Annotated in this window: 18 protein-coding genes; 12 read left to right on the top strand and 6 right to left on the bottom strand. The window is 74.1% G+C overall.

Annotated features, from left to right (window positions below; genetic code table 11):
* Positions 1-175: 175 nt before the first annotated feature.
* On the bottom strand, positions 176-2,293 hold the full coding sequence (locus ACWC9T_RS05915) for a putative bifunctional diguanylate cyclase/phosphodiesterase (protein WP_449819818.1): 2,118 nt from the start codon (positions 2,291-2,293) through the stop codon (positions 176-178).
* A gap of 142 nt (positions 2,294-2,435) precedes the next feature.
* Positions 2,436-3,242, bottom strand: a complete 807-nt coding sequence (locus ACWC9T_RS05910) for an SAM-dependent methyltransferase (protein WP_449819817.1) — start codon at positions 3,240-3,242, stop codon at positions 2,436-2,438.
* A 302-nt stretch (positions 3,243-3,544) separates the two neighbouring features.
* Between ACWC9T_RS05910 and ACWC9T_RS05905 the strand changes: the two genes are divergently transcribed.
* The 8 genes from ACWC9T_RS05905 to ACWC9T_RS05870 all read left to right on the top strand — a co-directional run bounded on the left by ACWC9T_RS05905 (position 3,545) and on the right by ACWC9T_RS05870 (position 13,011).
* A complete protein-coding gene (locus ACWC9T_RS05905; RefSeq protein ID WP_449819816.1) occupies positions 3,545-4,045 on the top strand; it encodes an SRPBCC family protein in 501 nt (166 codons plus the stop codon).
* Complete coding sequence (locus ACWC9T_RS05900; protein ID WP_449819815.1) at positions 4,042-5,235, top strand: MalY/PatB family protein; 1,194 nt, start codon at positions 4,042-4,044, stop codon at positions 5,233-5,235. The genes ACWC9T_RS05905 and ACWC9T_RS05900 overlap by 4 nt, the downstream gene beginning before the upstream one ends.
* 187 nt (positions 5,236-5,422) lie before the next feature.
* Complete coding sequence (gene egtA / locus ACWC9T_RS05895) at positions 5,423-6,802, top strand: ergothioneine biosynthesis glutamate--cysteine ligase EgtA (protein ID WP_449819814.1); 1,380 nt, start codon at positions 5,423-5,425, stop codon at positions 6,800-6,802.
* On the top strand, positions 6,799-8,145 hold the full coding sequence (gene egtB / locus ACWC9T_RS05890; protein ID WP_449819813.1) for an ergothioneine biosynthesis protein EgtB: 1,347 nt from the start codon (positions 6,799-6,801) through the stop codon (positions 8,143-8,145). The genes egtA and egtB overlap by 4 nt, the downstream gene beginning before the upstream one ends.
* A complete protein-coding gene (gene egtC / locus ACWC9T_RS05885; protein ID WP_449819812.1) occupies positions 8,145-8,894 on the top strand; it encodes an ergothioneine biosynthesis protein EgtC in 750 nt (249 codons plus the stop codon). The genes egtB and egtC overlap by 1 nt, the downstream gene beginning before the upstream one ends.
* Positions 8,895-8,947: 53 nt before the next feature.
* Entirely contained in the window at positions 8,948-9,919 is a 972-nt protein-coding gene (gene egtD / locus ACWC9T_RS05880) for an L-histidine N(alpha)-methyltransferase (RefSeq protein ID WP_449819811.1), read from the top strand.
* 220 nt (positions 9,920-10,139) lie between these two features.
* Positions 10,140-11,567 carry a sugar porter family MFS transporter gene (locus ACWC9T_RS05875; protein WP_449819901.1) on the top strand — a complete coding sequence of 476 codons (1,428 nt, stop codon included), beginning with the start codon at positions 10,140-10,142 and terminating at the stop codon, positions 11,565-11,567.
* Positions 11,568-11,895: 328 nt separating this feature from the next.
* Positions 11,896-13,011, top strand: coding sequence for a nitric oxide synthase oxygenase (locus tag ACWC9T_RS05870; protein ID WP_449819900.1), 1,116 nt, complete (start codon positions 11,896-11,898; stop codon positions 13,009-13,011).
* Positions 13,012-13,030: 19 nt separating this feature from the next.
* Here the strand turns inward: ACWC9T_RS05870 and ACWC9T_RS05865 are convergent, their stop codons facing one another.
* The gene (locus ACWC9T_RS05865) at positions 13,031-13,702 is read right to left on the bottom strand and encodes a TetR/AcrR family transcriptional regulator (RefSeq protein ID WP_449819810.1); all 672 of its coding nucleotides are present in this window, start codon (positions 13,700-13,702) and stop codon (positions 13,031-13,033) included.
* Between the two features lie 174 nt (positions 13,703-13,876).
* Here ACWC9T_RS05865 and ACWC9T_RS05860 point away from each other — a divergent pair, with 174 nt between their 5' ends.
* From ACWC9T_RS05860 to ACWC9T_RS05845, 4 genes are all read left to right on the top strand, one after another.
* Entirely contained in the window at positions 13,877-15,040 is a 1,164-nt protein-coding gene (locus ACWC9T_RS05860; protein WP_449819809.1) for an acyl-CoA dehydrogenase family protein, read from the top strand.
* A gap of 36 nt (positions 15,041-15,076) precedes the next feature.
* A complete protein-coding gene (locus ACWC9T_RS05855; protein ID WP_449819808.1) occupies positions 15,077-16,276 on the top strand; it encodes a thiolase family protein in 1,200 nt (399 codons plus the stop codon).
* 47 nt (positions 16,277-16,323) lie between these two features.
* Positions 16,324-17,082, top strand: coding sequence for a 3-oxoacyl-ACP reductase FabG (gene fabG, locus ACWC9T_RS05850; protein WP_449819807.1), 759 nt, complete (start codon positions 16,324-16,326; stop codon positions 17,080-17,082).
* Between the two features lie 286 nt (positions 17,083-17,368).
* Complete coding sequence (locus tag ACWC9T_RS05845; protein ID WP_449819806.1) at positions 17,369-18,763, top strand: S53 family peptidase; 1,395 nt, start codon at positions 17,369-17,371, stop codon at positions 18,761-18,763.
* A 211-nt stretch (positions 18,764-18,974) separates the two neighbouring features.
* Here the strand turns inward: ACWC9T_RS05845 and ACWC9T_RS05840 are convergent, their stop codons facing one another.
* The 3 genes from ACWC9T_RS05840 to ACWC9T_RS05830 form a co-directional block, all read right to left on the bottom strand.
* Positions 18,975-21,008 carry a hypothetical protein gene (locus ACWC9T_RS05840; RefSeq protein WP_449819805.1) on the bottom strand — a complete coding sequence of 678 codons (2,034 nt, stop codon included), beginning with the start codon at positions 21,006-21,008 and terminating at the stop codon, positions 18,975-18,977.
* A gap of 534 nt (positions 21,009-21,542) precedes the next feature.
* Positions 21,543-25,337, bottom strand: coding sequence for a LysM peptidoglycan-binding domain-containing protein (locus ACWC9T_RS05835; protein ID WP_449819804.1), 3,795 nt, complete (start codon positions 25,335-25,337; stop codon positions 21,543-21,545).
* A 122-nt stretch (positions 25,338-25,459) separates the two neighbouring features.
* Positions 25,460-25,924, bottom strand: coding sequence for a hypothetical protein (locus tag ACWC9T_RS05830; protein WP_449819803.1), 465 nt, complete (start codon positions 25,922-25,924; stop codon positions 25,460-25,462).
* Between the last annotated feature and the right edge of the window lie 110 nt (positions 25,925-26,034).

Below are 26,034 nucleotides of genomic sequence, written 5' to 3'. Positions count from 1 at the left end.
ATTTCGAATTCTGTCATCTTTGACGCGCCATCATCCCGCGCGGCGGGCAACGGTGTCGGGCGCTTTCCGGGATCGCCACCGAGCAGTTGCCGGACTGCGGCAGGACCCGGTCGGGCTGCTCGCGCGACCCGGGGTACGGTGCCGCCCGCCGCCCGCGCCCGGCCCCGAGGGCGGCTCAGCCCTCGACGGGACGGCCCTGCGGTTCCTCGACGATCCGGCGGGCGATCTCGGCCGGCCGCACCGGGCGGCCGAAGTGCCAGCCCTGCGCCCAGTCGCAGCCCATGGTGCGCAGCCGCTCGGCGTCCTTGCGGGTCTCCACGCCCTCGGCGGTGACGGTCAGCCCGAGCGCGTGCGCCATCGACACCAGGCCGCTGACGATCCGCCACCCGGTCGCGCCGTCCTTCGCCGGGTCGTGCAGGTCGCCGACGAAGGACCCGGCGATCTTCAGCCCGGAGACCGGCAGGTCGCGCAGGTAGGCGAGGTTGGACCAGCCGGTGCCGAAGTCGTCCACGGCCAGCGAGACGCCGAGGTCGACCAGCCCGTGCAGGGTGCGCAGCGCCTCGTCCTCGGGGCCGACCACGGTCGACTCGGTGATCTCCAGCTGCAGCCGGGACGGGTCCAGGCCGGTGCTGTCCAGGATCCGCCCGAGGTCGGTGACCAGCGCGGCGCTGCGCGCCTGGCGGACCGCCAGGTTGACGTTCAGCTGCGGCGCGGCGTCGCCGTACTGCTTGATCCAGTCGGCGGCCTGGCCGCAGGCCTGCTCCAGCACCCAGCGGCCGAGCGGCATGATCAGCCCGGTCTCCTCGGCGGTGGTGACGAACTCGTCCGGGCCGAGCACCCCGAGCTGCGGGTGGCGCCATCGGACCAGCGCCTCGACGGCGGCCATCCGGCCGTCGGCGAGTTTGTAGAGCGGCTGGTAGTCGATGAAGAACTCGCCGCGGTCCAGGGCGGCCGGCATCCGGACCGACACCGCGTAGCGGCTGACCGCGCGGGCGTTCTCCTTGGGGTCGAACAGCGTCCAGCGGCCGCGGCCGGCCTCCTTGGCCCGGTAGAGCGTGAGGTCCGCGGCCCGGACGGCGGCGCCGGGGGTGGTCGTGGACACCCGCCGCTCCAGCACGCCGACGCTGGCGCCGACGGCGAGCTTGTGGTCGCCGATCAGCACCGGCCCGGCCAGCGACTTGAGCACGGTCTTGGCCGCGGCCACCGCCTCCTGCTCGCCCCGGCAGTTCTCCAGCAGGACGACGAACTCGTCGCCGCCGAGCCGGGCCACCAGGTGGCCGAGCGGGGTGAGGGCGGCCTTCAGCCGGGCGGCGACCGCGGACAGCAGCTGGTCGCCCATGTCGTGGCCGAGGCTGTCGTTGACCACCTTGAAGCCGTCGAGGTCGACGTAGCAGAGGCCGAACCGGGCGCCCGGCTCCGGCTCCTCGAAGAGCTTCTCCAGCCGCTCGAAGAAGGCGGCGCGGTTGGGGAGGCCGGTCAGCGGGTCGTGGGTGGCCTGGTGGCGCAGCCGCTCCTGGAGCCGGTAACGGTCGGTGATGTCCTCCAGCATCGCGACCTGGTACTGCGGGGCGCCTTCGTCGTCGCGGATCAGCGAGACGGTCAGGTGGGTCCAGACCACCTCGCCGTCCTGGCGGTAGTACGGCTTGTCGAACTGGAAGTACTCCCGCTTGCCGCTGATCAGCTCCCCGTACGCCTCCCAGACGCCCGGGGTGTCCTCGGGGTGGACGAGGTCGTCGACCCGGCGGCCGATCATGTCGGCCGGGCCCGCGCCGAACAGTTCCTGCACGGCCTTGTTGACGGCCAGGATGTTGCCGTCGGTGTCGCCGATGGCGATGCCGATCGCGGCGCTCTCGAACAGGGCGCGGAACCGGGCCTCGGAGGCGCGCAGCGCGCGCTCGGCTTCCTTGCGGGCGGCGTCGGCGGCGGTGCGGATGGCCTCCTGCTCGCGCAGGGTGCGCTCGCGCAGGGCGTTGGCCCAGCCGGCCGCGAAGGCGCCGGTCAGCGCGGGGCCGCGGTCGTCACCGGTCGGCTGGGACTGGAGCAGTTCGACCGCACGGGCGAGCAGGACCGGGTCGGTGAAGTGCGCGTCGACCAGTTCGGTGCCGGCCTGGGCGGCCAGCCGGGGCTCGAAGGGCTCCTCCTGCTGGGCCCGGTGGAGCAGTGCGGCGGTACGCGCGACCAGCCGGCCGAGCAGGCCGGGGTGCACGGCGATGCCGTGGTCGGCGGAGAGCAGCCGGGACCAGTCCTCGTGGAACCGCTCGGCGGTGCCGTTCACCGGGGTGGTGCCGCTCATCCGACCGCCCCGGTCCTGCGGGCCGTTGCGCGCGTTCGCCGGCTCGCCGTACGCGTTCGCCGGCTGGTGGTGCGCACGACGGGAGAGCCGACGGCCGCCGCTCGGGGCGTACGGCCGTCGGTTGCTCTCCCGTGGCAACCGCTCAAGGGCGGAACCCCACGCCCGCCACCCCGGCGATCCGCTCGGGGTGCTCGCCGACCGCGTCCGGCTGGTCCGGGCGCCACTGCGGCAGGTGGACCACGCCCGGCTCGACCAGCTCGAAGCCGGCGAACATCTCCTCGACCTGCTCGTGGGTGCGCATGGTCAGCGGGGTCGGGGTCATCCGGTAGAGCTTCTGGTGGTCCTCGGCCTGGTCCGGGCGGGCCTCCAGGGAGGCGTGCGAGAGGACCAACGCACTGCCGGCGGGGAGCACGTCGCGGATCACGCCGATCAGCTTCCAGGGGTCCTCGTCGTCGCTGACGAAGTGGGCCACGGCCACCAGCAGGACGGCCACCGGCTCGCCGCCGGACAGCAGCCCGGTGACCTCGGGGCGGGCCAGCAGGTCCTCGACGTCGCGCAGGTCGGCCTGGACGACGGCGCTGTGCGGGTCGTCCTGGAGCAGCAGGCGGCTGTGGGCGACGGCGACCGGGTCGCGGTCCACGTAGACGACCTCGGCCTCGGGCCGGATCGCGCGGGCTACCTCGTGCACCGCGCCGAAGGTGGGGATGCCGGAGCCGATGTCCAGGAAGCGGGTGACGCCGCGCTCGGCGAGGAAGGTCACCGCGCGGCGCAGGAATGCCCGGTTGGAGCGCATGGTCTGCGGCAGCTCGGGCCACAGGGCCAGCGCCTTACGGGCCATCTCCCGGTCGACCTCGAAGTTGTGCGAGCCCCCCAGGTAGTAGTCGTAGACCCGCGCGGCGTTCGGTTTGTCCAGGTCCGTACCCTCCGGTGCCCAGCTCGGTCGCCGCATGCCCGTGACTCCTTCACTCCGGTTCCGGTGGTGCAGCGCCTGGGGAATGCTGCCGTGACTGACGAGACTACAAGCACAGAAGATCCTCCCCCGCACCCCGAACGGGTGCAAGCGGAGTGCGCCCTTCCCCGCGAACTGCCTTCTCTGCGGAGCGCTCACCCGTCGTTCGGGGCCCGGGAGGTGCTGGCGAAGGACTCCCGGGCAGCGGGTCCGCATGCCGGGTCCGTACGCCGGGCGCCAACTCGGCGGCGGTCCGTCGGCGTTCCGCCCTGGCGCGGCACCGGCCCGGCTAGGGTGGGCGGGTGGACCCCAACCACTACCGTTTCCGGGGCGTGTGGCGGCTCGCGGCACCGGCGTCGGCGGTGTACGCGGCCCTGGAGGACGTGCGGAGCTACCCGCTGTGGTGGCCGGAGATCCGCGAGGTCCGGGAGACCGACGAGGAATCCGGCGAGGTGGTGGTCCGCGCGCTGCTGCCGTACCGGCTGGTGATCGGCCTGGAGTCGACCCGCCGTGATCCGGCCGCCGGAGTGCTGGAGGCGGCGATGCGAGGCGACCTCGACGGGTGGTCGCGGTTCACGGTCACGGCGGACGGACCGGGCCGCGCGCGGAGCCGGGTGCTGTTCGAGGAGGACGCCCGGCCCGGCAAGTCCCTGCTGCGGCGCCTCGCACTGCCGCTGCACCCGCTGTTCCGGGCCAACCACGCGGTGATGATGCGCCGGGGGCGGCGGGGGCTCGCGGCGTATCTGACGGGTGGCGGAGCAGACGGGGCGGGCGCCGGCGGACAGGGGACGGCGGACCGATGACGGACGACGGATTTCAGCAAACAGATGACAACTTTCGAAATCTGTCAACTGTTCGCGGTGCGCCCGACCCCGCCTTCGCCACGCCCTTCGACCGCACCGGCACCGGCAGCAGCAAGTGGACCCGGGCCGAGGCCCCCGGGGTGATCCCGATGGGCCTGGCCGACATGGACCTGCCCGGCCCGCCAGCCGTCGCCGAGGCACTGGAGCGGCGCGCCCGCCACCGCGCGTACGGCTACACGGTCTGCGATCCGACCGGGCGGACCCTGGTTGCCGACTGGTACCGCGCCCGGCACGGCGTGGCGGTGGACCCCGACTGGGTGCTGCTGCTCCCCTGCGGTCCGCGCACGGCGCTGCGTCTGCTGCTGGACACCCTCCGCCCGCAGGCGCCCGTCCTCTTCCCCACCCCCGATTGGGGCGGCTTCGCCCAGCTCTGCCGCGCGGCCGGGATCGGCCACCGCGAACTTCCGCTCCCCCTCGGCCCGGACGGCTATCGCCTCCCCGGCGGCCCGTTCCCCCGCCCCACCGCCGCCGTCCTGCTGAGCAACCCGCACAACCCCTCCGCCAGGGTCTGGCCCGCCGCCGAACTGCGCACCCTGGCCGAGCGGGCCGCCGAGGCGGACGCGCTGCTGGTCTCGGACGAGGTGCACGGCGACCTCACCCATCCCGGACACGTCCACCCCGTGGCGGTCACCACCGTCGACCGGGCCGTCCGGCACCGCACGGTCACCCTGAACTCCGTCGGCAAGACCTTCAACTGCTCCGGCATCCCCAGCAGTTTCGCCCTCGTCCCCGACCCCGCCCTGCGCGCCCGGCTCACCGACACCCTGGCCGGCTACGGCCTCTGGGAGGGCGGCCTGCTGGAGCAGACCGTGCAGCAGGCCGCGCTGCGCGAGGGCGGCCCGTGGCTGGACGCCCTGCTCGCCCACCTCGCCGCTGCCCGCGACCGGCTCACCGAGCGCCTGGGCACCGCCGTCCGCTCGGCGCCGCAGGCCTCCTACCTGCTCTGGCTGGACGCCGCCGCCCTCGGCCTGCCGCCCGCCACCGCCCGCCGGGCGCTGCTGGAGCGCTGCGGCCTGGAGGCCTCCGCCGGCGCCGACTTCGGCCCCGGCGGCTCGGGCGCGCTTCGGCTGAACTACGCCCTGCCGGGCCCGGTGCTGGACACCGTCCTGGCCCGGCTGGACCGCCTGTGACCCGGGCATGCGCCCGCGCCAAGAGCGGCCCCACGCCCCGCGCACAGCCGCCCCGAACCCCGCATTCACCCGATCGCCATGCCCCTGACCTGCGAAAACGAACATTCACGCGATATTTGCGAAGCGCCCCCGCATGCTCCGTTGCAGACTGGGCAGGGTAGACCGGGCCGCAATCGTGATCCCGAGGATGGTGAGTCCGGTGATACCGACTTCCCGTACCACTCCGCCCGACCGGCAGAGCGCACCGACACCCCCGACCGGGGTGACCCCGTTGACCGAATCGGGGGCGCGCAGCCATGTGTCGGGCGTCTGTTTCAAGATCGGACCGCCCCGTCTGGTGGGTGTCGAGGTCGAGTGGTTCGTCCATGACGACCGATGTCCCACCCGACCCGTCCGGCCCGAACTGCTCCACGCCGCAATGGAGTCGCTGCCCCTCGGCGGCCCGGACGGCACCTCGCTCCCCTCCGGTTCGCGCCTCACGCTCGAACCCGGCGGACAGGTCGAGCTCAGCTCCCCGCCCGCCACCGGCCTCCTGGCCTGCGTCGACGACACCCGACGCGATCTGACCGCCCTGCGGGCCGCCTTAGCGGCGCAGGGCCTGCGCCTCACCGGCACCGGGACGGACCCACTGGCCCGTCCCCGGCGGATGGTGCTGGACCACCCCCGCTACCTCGCGATGGAGCGCTTCTTCGACTCGGCCGGCCCGTGGGGCCGGATCATGATGACCGGTACCGCGTCGGTGCAGGTGTGCCTGGACGCCGGTGACGCGAACGGCCCGCACGCGGTGGAACGGCGCTGGCAGCTGGTCCACCGGCTGGGCCCGGTGCTGGTCGCTGCCTTCGCCAACTCCCCGCTCCTGGACGGCAGACCGACCGGCCACCGGTCCACCCGGCAGACCGTCTGGTCCCGGATGGACCCGACCCGCACCCTGGCCCCCGAGCCGGACCACGGCGACCCCCGCGTGGCCTGGGCACAGTACGTGCTGGACGCCGAAGTCCTGTGCGTGCGAAGGCCGGAGGGCATGCCGTGGACGGCCCCGCCCGGGCTGACCTTTCGCGACTGGATCCGCGGCGGCGGCGAACGCCCGCCCACGCTCGCCGACTTGGACTACCACTGCACCACGCTGTTCCCGCCGGTGCGCCCGCGCGGCCACCTGGAGCTGCGGATGATCGACGCCCAGCCCGGTGACGGCTGGGTGGTGCCCGCCGCCCTGGTCACCGCGCTGCTGGACGACCCGGTGGCCGCCGACGCCGCGCTCGCCGCGCTGGAGCCGCTCGACTCCTTCGACCGGCGGGAGGGGGCGGCCGGCCCGCGCCCGCCGCGCAGCGACGTCTGGCGCCGCGCCGCCACCCTGGCCGTCGCCGACCCCGAGCTGCGCCGCGCCGCCCTCACCTGCTTCGCCGCCGCCGACGCCGCGCTGGGCCGCCTGCCCGGCGCCGGGCGGTTGCGCACCGCCGTCGCCGAGTTCGCCGAGCGCTACCCCGCACGCGGCCGCTGCCCGGCCGACGACCAGCTGGACGCCCTGCGCTCCGGCGCCCGACGCACTCCTCCGCAGGAGGCACCATGACCAACGTCCGACCGCCCGCCGACCGGGGAACGGGCACCGAGGCGCTGCGCGAGAGCATCGCCGCCGAGCTGCTGGCCGCCCGCGCCCGGACCGCCGCGTTGACCGACTGCGTCGAGGACGCCGATCTCACCGCCCAGCACTCGCCGTTGATGTCCCCGCTGGTCTGGGACCTCGCGCACATCGGCAACCAGGAGGAGCTCTGGCTGCTGCGCAACGTCGGCGGACGCGACCCGATGCACCCCGAGATCGACCCGCTGTACGACGCCTTCCAGCACCCCCGGGCCGAGCGCCCCAGCCTGCCGCTGCTGCCGCCCGCCGAGGCCCGCGCGTACGCCCACGAAGTACGCGGCCGGGTGCTGGACCTGCTGGCCGCCAGCCCGCTGGAGGGGGGCGCGCCGCTGCTGGACGCCGGCTTCGCCTTCGGGATGATCGCCCAGCACGAGCAGCAGCACGACGAGACGATGCTGATCACCCATCAGCTCCGCAGAGGCGAACCCGCCCTGGCCGCTCCCCCGCCGCCGCCCGCGCCCGCCGACGCGGCCACCCTGCCCGCCGAAGTCCTGATCCCCGCAGGCCCGTTCACCATGGGTACGGACACCGAACCGTGGGCGCTGGACAACGAGCGCCCGGCGCACGTCGTCGACCTGCCGGCCTACTTCCTGGACACCACCCCGGTCACCAACGCCGCCTACCAGCGCTTCATCGCGGACGGCGGCTACGGCGACCCGCGCTGGTGGACCCCGGAGGGCTGGGAACACCGCCGCCGGGCCGACCTGACCGCCCCGCTGTTCTGGAAGCGGCAGGACGGCCAGTGGCTGCGCCGGCGCTTCGGCACGGTCGAGCCCGTCCCGCCGGACGAGCCGGTGCTGCACGTCAGCTGGTACGAGGCGGACGCGTACGCCCGCTGGGCCGGGCGGCGCCTGCCGACCGAGGCGGAGTGGGAGAAGGCGGCCCGGCACGACCCGGCCACCGGCCGCTCGCGCCGCTACCCGTGGGGCGACGGCCCGCCCGGCCCCGAGCACGCCAACCTCGGCCAGCGCCACCTGCGCCCGGCCGCGGCCGGCAGCTACCCGCAGGGACAGTCCCCTTACGGTGTCCGGCAGTTGATGGGCGACGTGTGGGAGTGGACGGCCAGCGACTTCCGCTCCCACCCGGGGTTCCGGGCCTGGCCGTACAAGGAGTACTCCGAGGTCTTCTTCGGACCCGAGTACAAGGTGCTGCGCGGCGGCTGTTTCGCGGTGGCGCCGGTCGCCTGCCGGGGCACCTTCCGCAACTGGGACTACCCGATCCGGCGGCAGATCTTCGCCGGCTTCCGCACCGCCCGCAGCCCGGAGGAGGCCTGATGTGTCGCCACATCGCCTACCTTGGCGAGCCGTTGGCGCCGCAGGAGCTGCTGGTGCACCCGCCGTACGCGCTGTACCGCCAGTCCTGGGCGCCCCGGACCCAGCGGCACGGCACGGTCAACGTGGACGGTTTCGGCCTCGGCTGGTACGCGGACGGCGACGAGCTGCCCGCCCGCTACCGCCGGGCCGGGCCGATCTGGGCGGACCCGACGTTCGCCGACCTCGCCCGGGTGATCCGCACCCGGGCGCTGCTGGCGGCCGTCCGCTCCGCCACCGAGGGCTGCGCGGCGGGCGAGGGCGCGGCCGCGCCGTTCGCCGCCGCGCGCTGGCTGTTCAGCCACAACGGCGCGGTGGCCGGCTGGCCCGGCAAGCTGGACGCGCTCGCCGCCCTCCTCCCGCCGACCGAGCTGCTGGAGCTGGAGGCCCGCACCGACTCGGCGCTGCTGTGGGCCCTCACCCTGCACCGGCTGCGCCGGGGCGCGGACCTCGGCGAGGCGCTGGCGGGCACCGTAGCGGACGTCGCCGCGCACACCACCGGTCGGCTCAACCTGCTGCTCACCGACGGCACCGCGATCGCCGCGACCACCTGGGGCGACACCCTGCACCACCGCACCCTGCCGGGCCTCGGAACGGTGGTGGCCTCCGAGCCGTACGACGACGACCCGGGCTGGACGCCCGTCCCGGACGGCTCCCTGCTACTGGCCGACGCCCGGGGCGTCACCGTCCGGCGGCTTCCCAGCCACGACTGAACCGCTGACCGCCCACTCTCCCTTCATCTTCTGAACAGAGGAACCACCCTGTCATGGACACATTCGATCTCACCCGGCTGCTGCCCGCCGACCACTTCAGCACCGCGCTGCGCCACGACGTGCAGCACGGCCTGACCTCCGAACCCAAGCGGCTGCCGCCCAAGTGGTTCTACGACGCGCGGGGCAGCGAGCTGTTCGAGGAGATCACCCGACTGCCCGAGTACTACCCGACCCGCGCCGAGCGGGCCATCCTGACCGCCCGGGCCGGCGAGATCGCCGCCGCCACCGGGGCCCGCACCCTGGTCGAGCTGGGCTCCGGCTCCTCCGAGAAGACCCGGCTGCTGCTGGACTCGCTGCGCTCGCGCGGCACCCTGGAGACCTACGTCCCGGTGGACGTCAGCGAGAGCGCGCTGACCGCCGCCGGCGCCGCGCTCGCCACCGAGTACCCCGGCCTGGCCGTGCACGGCGTGCTCGCCGACTTCACCGCCCGGCTCGGCCTGCCCCCGGACGGCGGCCCCCGGCTGGTCGCCTTCCTCGGCGGCACCCTCGGCAACCTGCTGCCGAAGGAGCGCGCGGCCTTCCTGCGCGGCCTGCGCGCCGCCCTCGACCCGGGCGACTTCCTGCTGCTCGGCACCGACCTGGTCAAGGACCCGGCGGTGCTGGTCGCCGCCTACGACGACAGTGCCGGGGTGACCGCCGAGTTCAACCGCAACGTGCTCAACGTGCTCAACCGCGAGCTGGGCGCCGACTTCGCCCCGGACGCCTTCGAGCACGTCGCGCTCTGGGACGCCGAGCAGGAGTGGATCGAGATGCGGCTGCGCTCGCTGCGCTCACAGACCGTGAAGATCCCGGCGCTGGACCTGCCGGTGCACTTCGACCGGGGCGAGGAGCTGCGCACCGAGGTATCGGCCAAGTTCCGCCGGGAGCGGGTGGCCGGGGAGCTGGCGACGGCCGGGCTGCGGCTGCGCCACTGGTGGACGGACCCGGAGGGCCGGTTCGGACTGTCCCTCTCGGCCCCGGCCTGAGCGGACGGCCGCAGTCGCCGCCCGGGAGCGGACACCCAGGTGCGGCCGCAGCGGCGTGACGGTGCCGGGCGCGGCCGCTGCAGCGCCCAAGCCAGCCCAATTTGCTTTTTCATCTTACGAATTCGCAAATCGGGCAGGGAGATCCCTGATGTACAAGACTTAAACGGATAGGGGTTACGATCGCGGCTACCGAGCTCAGTGTTGAGTACCAGGAGTCAAGATCGTGAGCGTCACCCAGAAGCCCTCCGGGGCGGTCGAGGCCCCCGCGCCCGGCCGCCTCGGCTTCGTCGTCTTCATCACCGCCGCAGCGGCCCTCGGCGGCTTCCTGTTCGGCTACGACAGCTCCGTGATCAACGGCGCCGTCTCCGGCATCCAGGGGAAGTTCGGTGTCGGCAGCGGCGAGACCGGCCTGATCGTCTCCTCGGCGCTGCTGGGCTCGGCGGTCGGCGCCGCGCTGGCCGGCCGCTTCGCCGACCGCTACGGCCGCATCAAGGTCATGAAGGCGGGCGCGCTGCTGTTCGCGGTCAGCGCCGTCGGCTCGATGCTGCCCTTCTCCCCCTGGGACCTCGCCCTGTGGCGCGTCCTCGGCGGCGCGGCCATCGGCATCGCCTCGGTGATCGCCCCGACCTACATCGCCGAGGTCGCGCCGACCAAGTACCGGGGCCGACTGGCCTCCTTCCAGCAGGCCGCGATCGTGCTCGGCATCGCGATATCCCAGCTGGTCAACTGGGTACTGGCGGACGCCGCCGGCGGTGACACCCGCGGCCACCTGCTCGGCCTGGAGGCCTGGCAGTGGATGCTCGGCATCTGCGTGGTCCCGGCCGCGGTCTACTTCGTGCTCTCCTCCGTGATCCCCGAGTCCCCGCGCTACCTGATCCAGGCCGAGCGCCTGGACGACGCCCGCAAGGTGCTGGCCGAGGTCGAGGGCGAGGGCGTGGACGCCGATGCCCGGATCGCCGAGATCCAGTCGCTGATCGCCTCCGACCACCGCCCGCGCTTCCGCGACCTGCTCGGCGGCCGCTTCGGCCTGCTGCCGATCGTCTGGGTCGGCATCGGCCTGTCGGTCTTCCAGCAGTTGGTCGGCATCAACGTGATCTTCTACTACTCGTCGATCCTGTGGCAGTCGGTCGGTATCGACCAGAGCAACTCGCTGCTGATCAGCTTCATCGGCTCGGTCATCAACATCCTCGGCACCGTGATCGCGATCCTGCTGGTCGACCGGATCGGCCGCAAGCCGCTCGCCCTGATCGGCTCGGTCGGCATGGCCGTCACCCTCGCCGCGGCCGGCTGGGCCTTCTCCTCGGCCACCGGCACCGGCGACAACGTCTCGCTGCCCGACCTCCAGGGCACCGTCGCCCTGATCAGCGCCAACGCCTTCGTGCTGTTCTTCGCGATGTCCTGGGGCGTGGTCGTCTGGGTGATGCTCGGCGAGATGTTCCCGAACCGGATCCGCGCCGCCGCGCTCTCCGTCGCCGCCTCCGCGCAGTGGATCGCCAACTGGGCGATCACCGTCTCGTTCCCGTCCCTCTCGCGCTGGAACCTCTCGGCGACCTACCTCGTGTACGCGGCCTTCGCGGCGCTGTCGACCGTCTTCGTGGCCAAGTTCATGAAGGAGACCAAGGGCGTCCGACTGGAGGACATGGGCTGATCAGCCTTCCATGGGCTAGTCCGACGGTAAGACCTTCGGCCCCCGCACCCTAGCGCGATGAGCGCGGGTGCGGGGGCCGAATCGTTCACTCTCTGCGGCGAACCAACCACCTCGGGTACTCCTGTGCGGCAGGAGGGATGTGTCCTTGATCTTCAACCGGCTTCGCACCCGCAGAACCGCCGCCGCCCCGAGCGGCGGCTGTCCGTACCCCCACGCCCACGCTCCGGGCGCGTTCCCGCAGCCCGTTCCGGCGGTGTTCCCGCAGACCGCGCAGACCGTTTCGACGCCCGCGCCCCGGACGCCCGCGGCGCAACCGCCCGTACCGCAGCTGCCGGACCCGCAACTGCCGCCCGCGCCACCGCCGTTCACCGACCCGGGCCAGGCCGCCGAGTTCATCCGCCAGTTCCACCGCGAGCAGCCCGTCGCCGGTGACCCACAGCCGCGGCTGCGCGCCGTCCTGGACGAGATCGACCGCACCGGCAGCTACCGGCACACCGCCGCCGAACTGACCTACGGCGCCAAGCTCGCCTGGCGCAACGCCGCCCGCTGCATCGGCCGGCTCTACTGGCGCAGCCTGGTGGTCCGCGACCTGCGTCACCTCTCCTCGGCCGACGACATCGCCACCGAGTGCTTCGAGCACCTGCGCACGGCCGGCAACGGCGGCCGGATCCGCCCGGTGGTCTCGGTGTTCGCCCCCGACCGCCCGGGCCGTCCGGCCGCGCGCATCCTCAACCAGCAGCTGGTCCGCTACGCCGGGCACCGGGTCGACGACGCCGTGGTCGGCGACCCGGCGGGCGCCCCGCTCGCCGACCGGGCCCGCGACCTCGGCTGGAAGTGCGCCGAGGACCGCTTCGAGGTGCTGCCGCTGATCATCCAGGAGCGCCCCGGCGAGAGCCCGGTCTGGTACGGACTGCCGGACGGCACCACGCTGGAGGTGCCGCTCAGCCACCCCGGGTACGAGTGGTTCGCCGAGCTCGGACTGCGCTGGTACGCGGTCCCCGCGATCAGCGACATGACGCTGGAGATCGGCGGCGTCCGCTACCCCACCGCACCGTTCAACGGCTGGTACATGGGCACCGAGATCGGCGCCCGCAACCTGGCCGACGCCGACCGCTACGACATGCTCGGCACCGTCGCCCAGCGGCTGGGCCTGGACACCTCCAGCGACCGCACGCTCTGGCGCGACCGCGCGCTGATCGAGCTCAACATCGCGGTGCTGCACTCCTTCCAGGAGGCCGGGGTGACGATCGCCGACCACCACACCGAGTCGGAGCGCTTCCTCAAGCACGTCGCCCAGGAGAAGCGGCTGGGCCGCCCCACCCCGGCGGACTGGAGCTGGATCGTGCCTCCGGTCTCCGGCGGGCTGACGCCGGTCTACCACCGGTACTACGACCCGGTGGACCCGGATCAGCGGCCGGCCTTCGTCGCCCGCGAGCCCTGGTAGGAGCGACCCGGCACCGGGGCTACGAACGCGCGGCGAGGCGATCGAAGCGCAGCACGAGTCCGTCCAGCAGCGCCTCCAGGCCGGTCTCGAACGCGCCCTCGTCCACCGTTCCCCGGTGCCCGGCCAGCCGGTGCGCCTCGCCGAGGTGCGGGTAGTCGGCCGCGTCGTAGACCCCGGCGTCCGCCGGGAAGCCGGCCGCGAAGGAGGCGAGCGCGGAGCCGGTGACGAAGTAGCGCATCAGCGCGCCGATCCGGGTGGCCTGGCCGCGCGGCCACCCGGACTCGACCAGGTGCCCGAAGACGGCGTCGGCCAGCCGCAGCGCGTTGGGCCGCCGCCCCGGGCCCTGGGCGAGCACCGGGACGATGTTCGGGTGGGCGGCCAGCGCGGCGCGGTAGGAGCGGGCCCAGTCGCGCAGCGCCTCCGGCCAGGAGGTCGTCAGGCCGGCCGGGGGGCCGGGGTCCGCGCCGCCGCTGAACATCGACAAGTCGACTTCACCGATGACGCTGTCCACCACCGCGTCCAGCAGTTCGTCCTTGGTGGCGAAGTGGTTGTAGAGCGAGGGCCCGCTGACCGACAGCTCGGTGGCCAGGCGGCGGGTGGAGAGGGCGTCCAGTCCCTCCTCGTCGATCAGCCGCAGGGCGGCGGTGACGATGCGCTCGCGGCTGAGCAGCGGGGTGCGCGGACGGGCCATCGCGGTGACTTCCTCCGATTCCTCCGGCCGGCTCCCCCGGTCGGGTGGGTGGGGGACCGATTCTGGCAGGTGCCTCTTCCCAGCGCGGGCTCCCCGGGCTACAGTCCCCCCGTAAAACTTGCAGCGCTAGTTTATCGCCCTGCAGCCTCCACCGGGCCTGAGTCGGGAGCCGCCGTGAACCTGGAGTTGTCCGACGAGCAGAGCGCCGTCCGGGACCTCGCCGCCGCCTTCGCCGACCGCGAGATCGTGCCGTACGCCGCCGAGTGGGACCGCGTGGAGTCCGTGGACCGGGCGATCATCGGCAAGCTGGCCAAGGTCGGCTTCCTCGGTCTGACCATCCCGGAGGAGTACGGCGGCAGCGGCGGCGACCACCTCGCCTACTGCCTGGTGCTGGAGGAGCTCGGGCGCGGCGACTCGGCCGTGCGCGGGATCGTCTCGGTCACGCTCGGCCTGGTCGGCAAGTCGATCAACAGCTACGGCACCGAGGAGCAGAAGCGCCACTGGCTGCCCCGGCTCACCTCGGGCGAGGCGCTCGGCTGCTTCGCGCTCACCGAGCCCGGCACCGGCTCGGACGCCGCCAATCTGACCACCCGGGCCGTCCGGGACGGCGACGACTGGCTGATCAGCGGCGCCAAGATGTTCATCACCAACGGCTCGTGGGCCGACGTCGCGCTGGTCTTCGCCCGCACCGGCGGCAGCGAGCCCGAGCAGCGGGGCCACCGGGGCATCACCGCCTTCCTGGTCCCCACCGACCTGCCCGGCTTCGGCCGCACCACCATCCACGGCAAGCTCGGCCTGCGCGGCCAGGCCACCGCCGAACTCGCCCTCGACAACGTCCGGGTGCCCGACGGCGCCCGGCTCGGCGAGGTCGGCAAGGGCTTCACGGTGGCGATGGCGGCCCTGGCCAAGGGCCGGATGTCGGTCGCGGCCGGCTGCGTCGGCATTGCCCGCGCCTGCCTGGAGGCCGCCGTCCGCTACGCGGGCGAGCGCGAGCAGTTCGGCCGGCCGATCGCCTCGCACCAGCTCGTCCAGGAACTGCTGGCCGCCATCGCGGTGGACGTCGAGGCCGCCCGGCTGCTCACCTGGAAGGTCGCCGACCACATCGAACGCGGCCTGCCGTTCGCCACCGAGTCCTCGATCGCCAAGCTCTACGCGAGCGAGGCCGCCGTCCGGGCCGCGAACAACGCGCTCCAGGTGTTCGGCGGCTACGGCTTCATCGACGAGTACCCGGTCGGCAAGTACCTGCGCGACGCGCGCGTGATGACCCTCTACGAGGGCACCAGCCAGATCCACCAGCTGCTCATCGGGCGTGCCCTGACCGGCGTCAACGCCTTCTGACCCTCCTCCCCCCGATAACCCGATTAGGAGCACGACGTGCGTCCTGTCTACTTCGCCGCCGCCCGCCGCACACCCATCGGCCGGCTGCGCGGAGCGCTCGCCACGGTCCGCCCGGACGACCTCTCGGCCACCGTGCTGCGCGCCCTGCTCGCCGACGTACCCTCCCTCGACCCGGCCCGGATCGACGACGTCTACTGGGGCGCCGCCAACCAGGCCGGCGAGGACAACCGCAACGCCGCCCGGATGGCCGTCCTGCTGGCCGGCCTGCCGGAGACCGTCCCCGGCGCCACCGTCAACCGGCTCTGCGCCTCCGGCCTGGAGGCCGTCACCCTCGCGGCCCGGGCCATCGGCTCCGGCGAGGCCGACGTGGTACTGGCCGGCGGCTGCGAGTCGATGACCCGCGCGCCCTTCGTCCTGCCCCGCCCCGACGAGGCGCTGCCGCACCGGATCGAGACCTACGACACCCGGCTCGGCTGGCGGCTGACCAACCCCCGGATGGCCGAGCTGCACGGCGTGCTGAGCATGGGCGAGACCGCCGAGGAGGTGGCCGGCCGGTACGGCATCGGCCGGGAGCGCCAGGACGCCTTCGCGCTGCGCAGCCACCAGCGGGCCGCCGCCGCCCGCAAGGACGGGCACTTCGACGCCGAGCTGATCCCGGTCGAGCGGCCGGACGGGGTGACGGTGAGCCAGGACGAGGGCATCCGCGAGGACACCAGCCTGGAGAAGCTCGCCAGGCTCAAGCCGGCCTTCCGCCCGGGCGGCACCGTCACGGCCGGGAACGCCTCGCCGATGAACGACGGCGCGGCGGGGCTGGTCCTGGTCAGCGAGGAGGCGCTGCGCGACCTCGGGCTGCAGCCGCTCGGCCGGTACGTGGCCGGGGCCTCGGCCGGGGTGCACCCGGACGTCATGGGCATCGGCCCGGTGCCCGCGACGCAGAAGGTGCTCGGGCGGGCCGGCTGGACGCTGGCCGACCTGGACACCGCCGAGCTCAACGAGGCCTTCGCCGCCCAGGCGCTGGCCTCGGCCGACGGCATCGGGTTCAGCCCGGAGCAGGCGGACGAGGTGGTCAACCCCGGCGGCGGGGCGATCGCCCTCGGCCACCCGCTGGGCGGCTCGGGCGCCCGCATCCTGACCACCCTGCTGCACCGGATGCACCGCACCGGCGCCCGGCGCGGCCTGGCCACGATGTGCGTGGGCGTGGGGCAGGGTACGGCCGTGCTGGTCGAGAACGCCTGAGGGAGTTTCCAGTGATGAGGGAGTTTCCAGTGATCGGAGGAACTGACATGGCCCGTTTCGCGGGGAAGGTCGCCGTGGTGACCGGCGCGGCGCAGGGCATCGGCGCGGCCACCGCCTGCCGGCTGGCGGAGGAGGGCGCGACGGTCGCCGTGGTCGACCTGACCGCCGAGCGGGCGGCCGGGACGGTCGCCGAGATCACCGCCAAGGGCGGCACCGCCCGGGCGTACGGCTGCGACGTGGCGGACTACGACGCCGTCGACGCGGTGTTCGCGCGGATCGCAGAGGACCTCGGCGGGCTGCACATCCTGGTGAACAACGCCGGGATCACCCGGGACAACCTGTTCTTCAAGATGCCCAAGGCCGACTGGGACGCGGTACTGACGGTCAACCTGACGAGTGCGTACAACTGCAGCCACGTGGCGCAGAAGTACATGGTGGCGCAGAAGTACGGGAAGATCGTCTCGCTCAGCTCGCGCTCCGCGCTCGGCAATCGGGGCCAGGCCAACTACGCGGCCGCCAAGGCCGGTATCCAGGGGCTCACCGCGACCCTGGCGATCGAGCTCGGGCCGTTCAACATCAACGTCAACGCCGTCGCCCCCGGCTACATCGCCACCGCGATGACGGCGGCCACCGCCGAGCGGGTCGGCGCCACCGCCGAGGACCACCAGACCGAGGTGGCCGCCCGCACGCCGCTGCGCCGGGTGGGGCAGCCGGAGGAGATCGCGGCGGTGGTGGCCTTCCTGGCCAGCGAGGACGCCTCGTACGTCAGCGGGCAGACGCTGTACGTCAACGGCGGGGCCCGGTGACCTGACGGAGGCTTACCAGAGGCCAGTCAACTTGGTAAACTTGGCCAACTCGGTGAAAACTGTGAAATCGGCAATACGTGACTGACGGTTGATCAGTCGGCCGTCCCAGATGCGGGGTTACCTTCTCCTGGGACGGCCTTTACCTTTTCGCGTGGCCGAGCAGGACCATGCCGCTGGTCGGACTACCCCACCAAATGACTATGGCATGATCATGCGGCAGTCGATGGGATGGCCGGACCGACCCGACCGGACCAAGGTCGGGCCCGCGCCCCCTTCAAGGAGTCCCATGGGCAGCCCCGCTACCCTCCGCCGTGCCCTGGCTCTGCTCGCCGTAGGGGCCACCGCCCTGACGGCCGGCACCATCGCCGTACCGGCTGTCGGCGCCGCGACCGCCGCCCCCTCGCACAACCTCGCGGGCGTTCACGTGCGTCCCGCCTCGGCCGGACACCACCTCGCCACGGCCCGCCCGGCGCCGCTGAGCACCACCCAGTGCGTCAGCCAGATCGGCATCCACTGCTACTCGCCGCTGCAGTACCGCACCGCCTACAACCTGGACCCCCTGTACAAGGAGGGCGTCACCGGCAAGGGCCGCACGATCGTCATCGTCGACTCCTTCGGCTCGCCGACCATCCAGCACGACCTGGAGGTCTTCGACAAGCAGTGGGGCATCCCGGACACCCAGGTCGAGGTGCGCAAGTGGGGCAATGTCCCCGTCTTCGACCCGAAGAACCCCGACCACACCGGCTGGGCCGGCGAGACCACCCTCGACGTCGAGTACGCCCACGCGATCGCCCCCGACGCGCACATCGTCCTGGTCGAGACCGGCGTCGCCGAGACCGAGGGCGTCACCGGCCTGCCCGAGATGATGGACGCTGAGAAGGACCTCATCAAGAAGGGCGTCGGCGACGTCATTTCGCAGAGCTTCGGCGCCACCGAGAACACCTTCCCGGGCTACGACAAGGGCGACTTCAAGTCGCTGACCGACCTGCGCTACGCCTTCAAGGCCGCCGCCGACCGCAACGTCACCGTGCTCGCCGCCTCCGGCGACAACGGCGCGACCGACGCGCAGCTCAACGGCACCGACCTGTACCCGTACAAGGTCAACTCCTGGCCGTCCTCGGACCCGCTGGTCACCTCCGTCGGCGGCACCCAGCTCACCCTGGACGACAAGGGCAACCGCACCGCGGCCGACAAGGTGTGGCACGACAAGTCCGGCGCCGGCGGCGGTGGCGTCTCCGGCATCTTCGAGCGCCCGTGGTACCAGGCCGGCGTCGCGAACGTCACCGGCAACCACCGCGGCACGCCCGACATCAGCATGAGCGCGGCCGTCGACGGCGCCGCCTGGACCTACGAGTCCTACGACCCGACCGCGGTCGGCTGGCACCTCACCGGCGGCACCAGCGAGGCCACCCCGCTGTTCTCGGGTGTCGTCGCCCTCGCCGACCAGCTGGCCGGCCACCGCCTCGGCCAGCTCAACTGGCGCATGTACGGCCTGAGCCTGCTCCCGAACCAGTGGAGCGGCATCGTCGACGTCAAGGACGGCGACAACGGCTGGAACGGCGTCACCGGCTACAACGCCACCGAGGGCTACGACCTCGCGAGCGGCCTCGGCACCATCAACGGCGCCAAGTTCGTTCACGCGCTCGCCGGCGATGTGCAGGGTGACGAGGACCAGCAGTAAGCAGCGGTCGGTGTGTGACGGCTGCCACCTGGCAGCTGGCAGCCGTCAACTGACCAACTGACAGCTGACAAATAACAGCGAACGGATAACAGATTTCGAAATCTGTTATCCGTTCGCTGTTTGCTGTCTTCTGTTTGCTGTTCGGTGTTCGTCGCCAGGTGTGGGCGGTCAGCGCTTGGCCCTCGGTTTCAGCCGACGGCCGGCGATGGGTTCAGGCCTGCTCGGCCGGAGCCGGGGCTGCGGCCAGCTGGGCGAGGTAGCGCTCCGCGGCGCGGAGCTTGCGGCCGTCGGGGCCCGGGAGATAGGCGCGCAGCTCGATGATCTCCGGGGCGATCCGGATGGCCTCCGCGCGGTCGCTGATCGAACGCCAGCAGGCCTCGGCGTTGGTGGCCGCCTGCTGGGTCTCCGGATGGTTCGCGCCCAGCGAGCGGAGCAGCGTCAGGGCCACCTCGCGGTAGATGTCGGCCGCCTCGGCCGGTCGGCCCGCGAGTCGGCACACGTGCGCGCGCACCTGGCGCACCTGGAGGACGGGCCCGGAGACGGCCCCGTGCTCGGCGATCGCCTCCAGTTCGAGCGCGAAGGCGAGATCGGTGGCGGCGGCGTGGTCCCCGGCGTCGGCGCTGCGGACGATCCGTCCGATGACCTCGCGGTAGTCCGCGCGGGGCGCGTTGGCGGCCGGGGCTTCGGCGACGGCCTCGGCAGGAGCTTCGGCAGGGGCGCCGGCCGGCGCGGGCGGCTGCTCGGCGGGCGCCTCCTCGGCCGGGGCGCGGTCCTGCGGCACCTCGTCCGTCGGCGCCGCCTCGGCCGCTACGACCTCGGCCGGGACGGCGTCCTGGGGCTCCTCCGCGACCGCCAGCTCAGCGGCCCCGGCGACGGCGACCTCAGCCACCTCGGCGACCGCCTCGACGCTCTCCTCGACGACCTCAGCCGCCTCGACCGCCCCGCCCCGCGTCACCGGCTCCGGCTGCGCCTTGCGCAGCGTCACACCCGCCGGTCGCACGGCGCCCGCCACCGACACCTCGGCGTCGGCCGAACCGGGCTTGCGCAGGCTCACGTTCGACGCCTCGGCAGGCTGCTCGCCCGCCTTCAACAGGCTGACCGGCCGGACCGGTCGCGGCGGGGTGGGCGGCACGCCCGGCTTGATCAGGCTCACCAGGCCGTCGGCGGGCGGGGTCGGCACCGGCCGCTCGGCCACGGCGTCCTGCGGCCCGGCCTGACGTGGCAGCGGCGGCACCGGGGGCAGCGGACGCTCCGTCGGAACGGCGTCCGACACCGACGCGGCATCCACCATCGGCACGGCGTCAGCCGTCCGCAGCGCGTCCGGAATCGGCACCGCGTCCGAAATCGGCGGAATCCCGGCCACCGGGGTCTCGCCCCGCCGGGCCGTGTTGCGGAACACCGGGCGGTCCGGCACGTGCGTGGCCAGGATGACCACGTCCGGCCGCAGCACCGAGTACACCTGCTGCCGCAACTGCTCGGGCGCCAGCACGTCGCCCGCGCCGGGGCGGCCGCCGTGCAGCGCCTCGATCAGGGCGCGGGTGAAGGTGCCGATCTGCTCCGGGTCCGGGCTGACGACCGCCCACAGCGGGATGCCCTCGCTGAGCGGCGAAACGGTGCCCTGGAGGTACGGCCAGGCGTTCTGGTCGGCGCTCAGGTCCGCGATGACCAGGGTCTGCCACTCGGCCGGACGGTGGCTCAGCTCGGCGGCGACGGCCTGCCAGGGCAGTCCGTCCTGCTTGGAGTCGCGCAGGGTCAGCTGGAGCTGGCCGCCGCGCTTGTCGGCGACCACGTGCCCGCCCAGGTGCACCAGCAGCGGCCCGGGGTGCCGGGAGGCGGCGCGCAGGTGGGCGAGGACGGTGTGCGGGTCGCTGGCGCCGGGGAGGTGGACGGCGTCCACCGCGTCCGCGGCGAGCAGTACCTGCGGCGAGACGGCGGCGAGCATCGCCGACAGCACCGGTACCTGGGTCGGACCGCCCCGGCCCCAGGTGCGGCGGCCGGAGTTGCCGTACCCGCCCTCGATCACCAGGATCCGGCCGCGCGGCGCCGCGCCCAGCCCGCCGGTACCGGCGGCCGCGCCACCCGGGACGGCGAGCGGCGGGGGCACGGCCGAGGACGGCGCGCCCGCGGCGGGCAGGCCGGTGAGGGTCCATCCGGTGGGTGCGACCGGCGGCGCGGGTGCAACCAGCGGCGCGGGTGCAACCAGCGGCGCGGGCGGTACCGGTGCCGGCGGTACTGGGGCGGGCACGGCCGGGGGCGTGGGCGGCGGCTCGTACAGCGCGGCAGGCCCGGGCGGGTGCTCCTCGGCTGGCTGGCGCGCGGGCGGCGGTACGGCGTCCCAGGGGCCCGAGCCCGCAGCCGGCTCGGGACCTCCGGAAACAGCTGTCGTCTCCGCCATCTTCTGGTCACCGCCCCGCCCCGCCGCTTCCGCGACGTCTGATGCCCTTGCCTGCGTGGTGCCTGCCACCACGTTCCGTGCGCGCCACCCTACGAGATCCCGGCACACCCGATCCAGGCCGGGTACCGATCGGCGCGCCACGCCGCCCGCAGCCCCCGCTACCGTGCCACCATGACCGGGTCCGGCACGCACCGTGTCGACCCCCAAGTCGGCCTCACCGAAATCGACTTCGCCACCCCCGACAGCTGGCTCCGGGCAGCCTCCTGAACCGTGGGCGAACCACTGGCGAAGCGTCGGCGCGGATCGCGAAGGCGATGCACCAGGCGCAAGGAGCGGGGGCCGGCATGTCGGCCCCCGCTCAAGCCCACCGCGTGGCCGGCCGGTTCAGGAACCGGCCAGCAGGTCGCGCAGCAGGGCTACCGTGTCGGCGTCCAGGTCGCGGCCGGTGCGGCGGCTCAGAGCGTCGAGGCGGTTGACGGCGCGCAGGAGTTGGTCGCGGGCGCCGGCCGAGGCGTAGGCGTAGAAGAGGTCCCGGTGCAGGAGTTCGACGTCCGGGGCGACGGCGAGGCCGCGAAACACGGCGGCCTCGGCGCTGCGGTGGTCGCCGTACTGGAGCCGGCGGGCGGCCAGTTCGTGGGCGGTGTCGACGATGGCGGAGATCATGTCCTGGCGTTCGGCCTCGGCCCAGCCGTAGGAGGCGGGCGGGGCCTCGGCGAACGGGGCGCCGCGAACCAGGGCCAGGGCGTGGGCGAGGGCCGCGTCAGCGGTGGCACTGGTGCTGCGCATGCCGCGCCGGTAGAGGCTGCGGAACTCGTCCCAGTCGCAGGTGACGGCCGGCGCGAAGGCGTAGCCGTCGGTGGCCTCGGAGGACAGGTAGGCGCGCCCCTCGGCGGAGGCGCCGAACCAGGCGGCCAGGTCGGCGAGTTTGGCCGGGAGTGGGCTCTTGGCGTCGGCGGCGGTGGGGTGCGGGTCGAGGTGGGCGGCGCCGGGGTGCAGGTCGTGGTCGAGGGCGTGGTGGTCGGAGCCGGGACGCAGCGCGAGGTAGACGGCGAGCTCGGTGAGCCGGGGCAGCGCGCCGGGTTCGACGGCACCGACGGTGCCGGCCACGTCGACCGGGCCGAGCAGCCGGATCCGGGGGGCGTTGCGCGGGGTGTGCGCCTCCGGGGAACGCAGGATGGCGAGCAGGTCGTCGCTGTCGCTGCGGCCGGGGGTGGTCCGGGCGACCGGGGCGACGGCGGCCGGTCCGGGCTCGACCCCCGTTTCCACCCGCGCCTCGGCTTCGGCCGGGCGCTCCGCGGCAGAACCGGACTCGGGCTCGGGACCGGGCTCCGGCCGGGACGGAATGCGCGGGTCGGTGCCGGTGGGCGCGGGCGCGCTCTGGTGCGTCGGGGCGGGCTCGGCGGGGGTCGGGGCGGGCTCGGCGGACGGCCGCGGCACCACGGGCTGGACGGGCAGGACGACCACCGGAGCGTCCGCCTGCACCGCTTGCGCCGCCTCGGCCGCGTCCACCACGTCGTCCACAGCCGTGTCCGGGGCCCGGTCCGCCGCTTCGGCCGGTTCGCCCGGCAGCCGCAGGTCGCGGGTGGTCTCGTCGGTGGCCTGCTCGGTCTCGGCGGCCGCCTGGCGCCCCTGCCCGTTGACGGCGAACCGTGCCGGGCCGGCCGGCGTCGGGACGGGGGCCGGGGCGGGCGTCACCGGGTCGGTGCCCGCGAACGGGCTCGCGCCGGTGCCGATGACCCGGGTCAGCAGCCGGGGCCCGGCAGCGGCGTCCGCGTCCGCCTCGGCCTCCTCGACCGGAGCACCGACCACGGCCAGCACCGGTACGGTGGGCGGCAGTTCGGCGGTGTCCGGGTCCTCGTCCGGATCCGGGTCGAGACCGGGACCGTCCAGGGTCCAGGCGGGTGCCGGGTGCTGGGTGGTGTCGTCGGCGGCCCGGAGCAGTTCGGCGACCTGGTCGTACTGGCGGGCGTCGAGCCGCTGGAGTTCGACGGTCAGGTGCAGGCCGGGGATGGTGGCCTGGCCGGTGGCCGGCAGGGTCCAGCGGGCGACCGGGCCGGTGCCGCGCTCGGGGGCGCGGGTGATGACGGCGACGCAGGTGCGCGGGCGGGTGTCCAGCAGGCGGCCCAGCTCGGCGGGGATGTCGCCGCCGGGTTGCTGGGAGCAGAGCACGATCTCCGGCACCCAGGACTCGTCCGCCTGGCCACGACTGCGGGCCTCGCGCGGGCTGGCGGCCTCGGCGGCGATCAGGGTGGCACGGGCCTTGGCGGTGCGCGGGCCGAGCGCGGCCAGCGCGGCCTCCAGGGTGGGGTGGCGGTGGACGCGCTCGGCGGCCGGGCCGCTGATCGGCACCTCCTCGGCGAGGTCCACCAGGTGCAGGTGGAGCCGGTCGGCCAGCGGGCTGTGGGCCAGTTCGACGGCGAGGGTGCGCAGCACGTCACGGGCGTCGTCGGGGTGCCCGGAGAGGTGGAGCAGCCGGACGGCCTCCAGGTCGGCGAGGACCACCGAGCCGTCGGGCGAGGTGCCCAGGGTGACCAGCGCCGGGTAGGGCGCGGCGGTCTTGCGGGCCTGGGCGGCGCTGAGCAGGTCGCCGGACTCCTCACCGCACCACCAGACGTTGGCGGCGTGCGCGGCGCGGAACGGCGCGATCGGCGTGGCCGGGCCGGACAGGTGCAGCTCGATGGTGCGGCCGGGGGTGATCCGGGCCGCGACGATGGCCGGCAGGCGCTTGCCGCCGCGCACGGTGTTGCGGGCCAGCGTGCGCAGGGCGCGGTCCAGCAGTTCGAGCCCGGCCTGGTCCTGGCGGACCATCAGCTCGTTCTCGAAGGCGGCGGCCTCGGCGGCGGGCAGCGCGATGCGGTGCCGGGGGCGGCGGGCGCGCAGCTGGGTGCCGCGCCTGTAGGCGACGGTGCCGACCATCATCGCGGCGAGCAGGACGCCGACGGTGGAGGCGGCCAGGGCGACGGTGTAGTCGCCGTCGGACGCCGGGTCGGCGTGCGCGGCGGGGGCGGGCGCGGGTGTGTGGGCAGGCGTCGACGCCGGGGCCGACTGCGGCGCGCCCGGCGTCGGGGCGCCCTGGGTGGGCGCGGGGGCCGGGGTCCGGGTGGCCGGGGCCTGGCCGGGGGCGGGCATCGGTGTCTGCTCCGGGGCCGGGGCCGGGGCGGGCGTCTGGGCGGCCGAGGCAGCCGCCCCCGGCACCGTGAGCACCATCCCCGGCTCCAGCACGTCCGGGTCGGTCAGCCGCTCCCCGTCCGGCGCCTGCACCCCCTTGTTGGCGTCGAACAGCTTCGGCCAGGCCTCGCCGTCCCCCAACTCCCGCTGGGCGATGGCCGACAGGCTGTCCCCGGCCTGGACGGTCACGGTCTTCTGCCCGCCCGCACCCGACTCCGTCCCGGTCTGCGGTGCCTGCGCCTGACCGGAAGCGGGGGCGGGGGCCGGTGCGGGGGCCGGTGCCTGCGCGGCCGCCTTCGCCTCGTCCGGCTTGGCGTCCGCCGGCATCAGCAGTTCCCACCCGGGCTGGATCGGCCGGTCCGCGTCGAAACGGATGCCCGAATCGTCCATCATCCGGCCCTCGTTGAGCTTGGCGATCTCCACCCATCGCTCACCGGAGCCCAGTTGGCGCTCCGCGATGGACCACAGGCTGTCCGCGGGCCGGCTGTCCCGGACGGTGTACGTGGGGTGCTGCTCCGCCGCCGGGCTCAGCGCCGGTGCGGACTGGGCGGCGGGCAGCGCCGCCCGCTGCACGCCGGGGGTCAACTGCGCCTGGCTGACCGGGTTGTGCGTCAGCTCGGGCACCGCGGCGAAGGCCGAGCCGGCCACCGGCAGCAGCGCGAGCACCGAGCCGACCAGCCCGGCGGCGAGCCGCTGGCTCCAGCCGAAGGCCGGGATCCTTCGGGCGATCCGGCCGCGCAGCTGGGCGGGGATCTCCAGCAGGACGGAGAGCGCGAAGCACGCCCAGGCCAGCCAGCCGACCACCACCAGCAGCCAGAGGAACAGCCGCCCGTCGTCCGGACCTGTGAGCGCCTCACCCACCCCGCCCGGGGCGACCTCGCCCATCGAGGCGACCGCGTGGGTGCCGTACAGCAGCAGCGCGGGGACGCCGAACAGCAGGGCGAGCAGGGTGACCAGCGCGACGAGCGCGGTGATCAGCGCGCCGCCGCGGCCGCGTCCGGCCCGGTGCACGCTTCGACTCCGGTCCCTCTCGGTTCGGCCCCTCGCGATTCGATCCTGGTCGTTCCCGGTCCCGGTCCGGCCACTACGGGCCGGGGCGGTTCGGGCCTGGTCCTTGGCACGTGGCGCGGCCATCAGTCGGTCTCCGCTTTCTCGACTCCGTGGACGAGGGTCGCACTGCCCTTGCCCGTTACCTTCCGCTGCCCGAGGGCGCCCAGCAGGACCGGCCGGTAGTCGGCCTGCACGGTGATGGTGACGACCCTGCCGTCACCGGAGAACGCGACGTCGCCGACCTGCAGCCCGTACAGCCCGAGGTAGGCGTCGGCGGCCCGCCGGACGTAGTCCTGCTTGACCTTGAAGCCCTTCCCCTGCAGCACGGCCGCCTGGTCGAGTTGCTGCCCGCCGACCCGCGCGGCCTCCTGGGCGTAGGCGTCGGTGCGCTCGGCGACCCGCAGTCGGCCGCCGGCGTCGATCACCAGGGCGACGACGAGCACCAGGTAGGCCGCGCAGATCGCCACGAAAAGGGCGACCGCGCCCCGGTCCGACCGGCGCGGACCCCGCCGCACACCTCGGCGCCGCAGGCCGCTCAGCACTCGCATCCCCTCCCCCCAATCCACACGATGTCTCCCCACCGGCCCCCACCGGGCGCCACTCGGTGCCGTTGCGTCATCCCCCGAGCGCTCTCCGCTTGCGTCTCCCCCGCGCGGGC

The organism is Kitasatospora sp. NPDC001159, from assembly GCF_053598235.1.
The sequence above is the reverse complement of the archived record's forward strand: the minus strand, read 5'-3'. Positions and strand labels throughout refer to the sequence as shown.

Coding starts and splice junctions, on each gene's coding strand:
- ACWC9T_RS05915 (WP_449819818.1), bottom strand. CDS start 2,293: ATGAGCGGCACCACCCCGGTGAACGGCACCGCCGAGCGGTTCCACGAG.
- ACWC9T_RS05900 (WP_449819815.1), top strand. CDS start 4,042: ATGACGGACGACGGATTTCAGCAAACAGATGACAACTTTCGAAATCTG.
- egtA (WP_449819814.1), top strand. CDS start 5,423: ATGGTGAGTCCGGTGATACCGACTTCCCGTACCACTCCGCCCGACCGG.
- egtD (WP_449819811.1), top strand. CDS start 8,948: ATGGACACATTCGATCTCACCCGGCTGCTGCCCGCCGACCACTTCAGC.
- ACWC9T_RS05830 (WP_449819803.1), bottom strand. CDS start 25,924: ATGCGAGTGCTGAGCGGCCTGCGGCGCCGAGGTGTGCGGCGGGGTCCG.
- ACWC9T_RS05845 (WP_449819806.1), top strand. CDS start 17,369: ATGGGCAGCCCCGCTACCCTCCGCCGTGCCCTGGCTCTGCTCGCCGTA.
- ACWC9T_RS05865 (WP_449819810.1), bottom strand. CDS start 13,702: ATGGCCCGTCCGCGCACCCCGCTGCTCAGCCGCGAGCGCATCGTCACC.
- egtB (WP_449819813.1), top strand. CDS start 6,799: ATGACCAACGTCCGACCGCCCGCCGACCGGGGAACGGGCACCGAGGCG.
- egtC (WP_449819812.1), top strand. CDS start 8,145: ATGTGTCGCCACATCGCCTACCTTGGCGAGCCGTTGGCGCCGCAGGAG.
- ACWC9T_RS05910 (WP_449819817.1), bottom strand. CDS start 3,242: ATGCGGCGACCGAGCTGGGCACCGGAGGGTACGGACCTGGACAAACCG.
- fabG (WP_449819807.1), top strand. CDS start 16,324: ATGGCCCGTTTCGCGGGGAAGGTCGCCGTGGTGACCGGCGCGGCGCAG.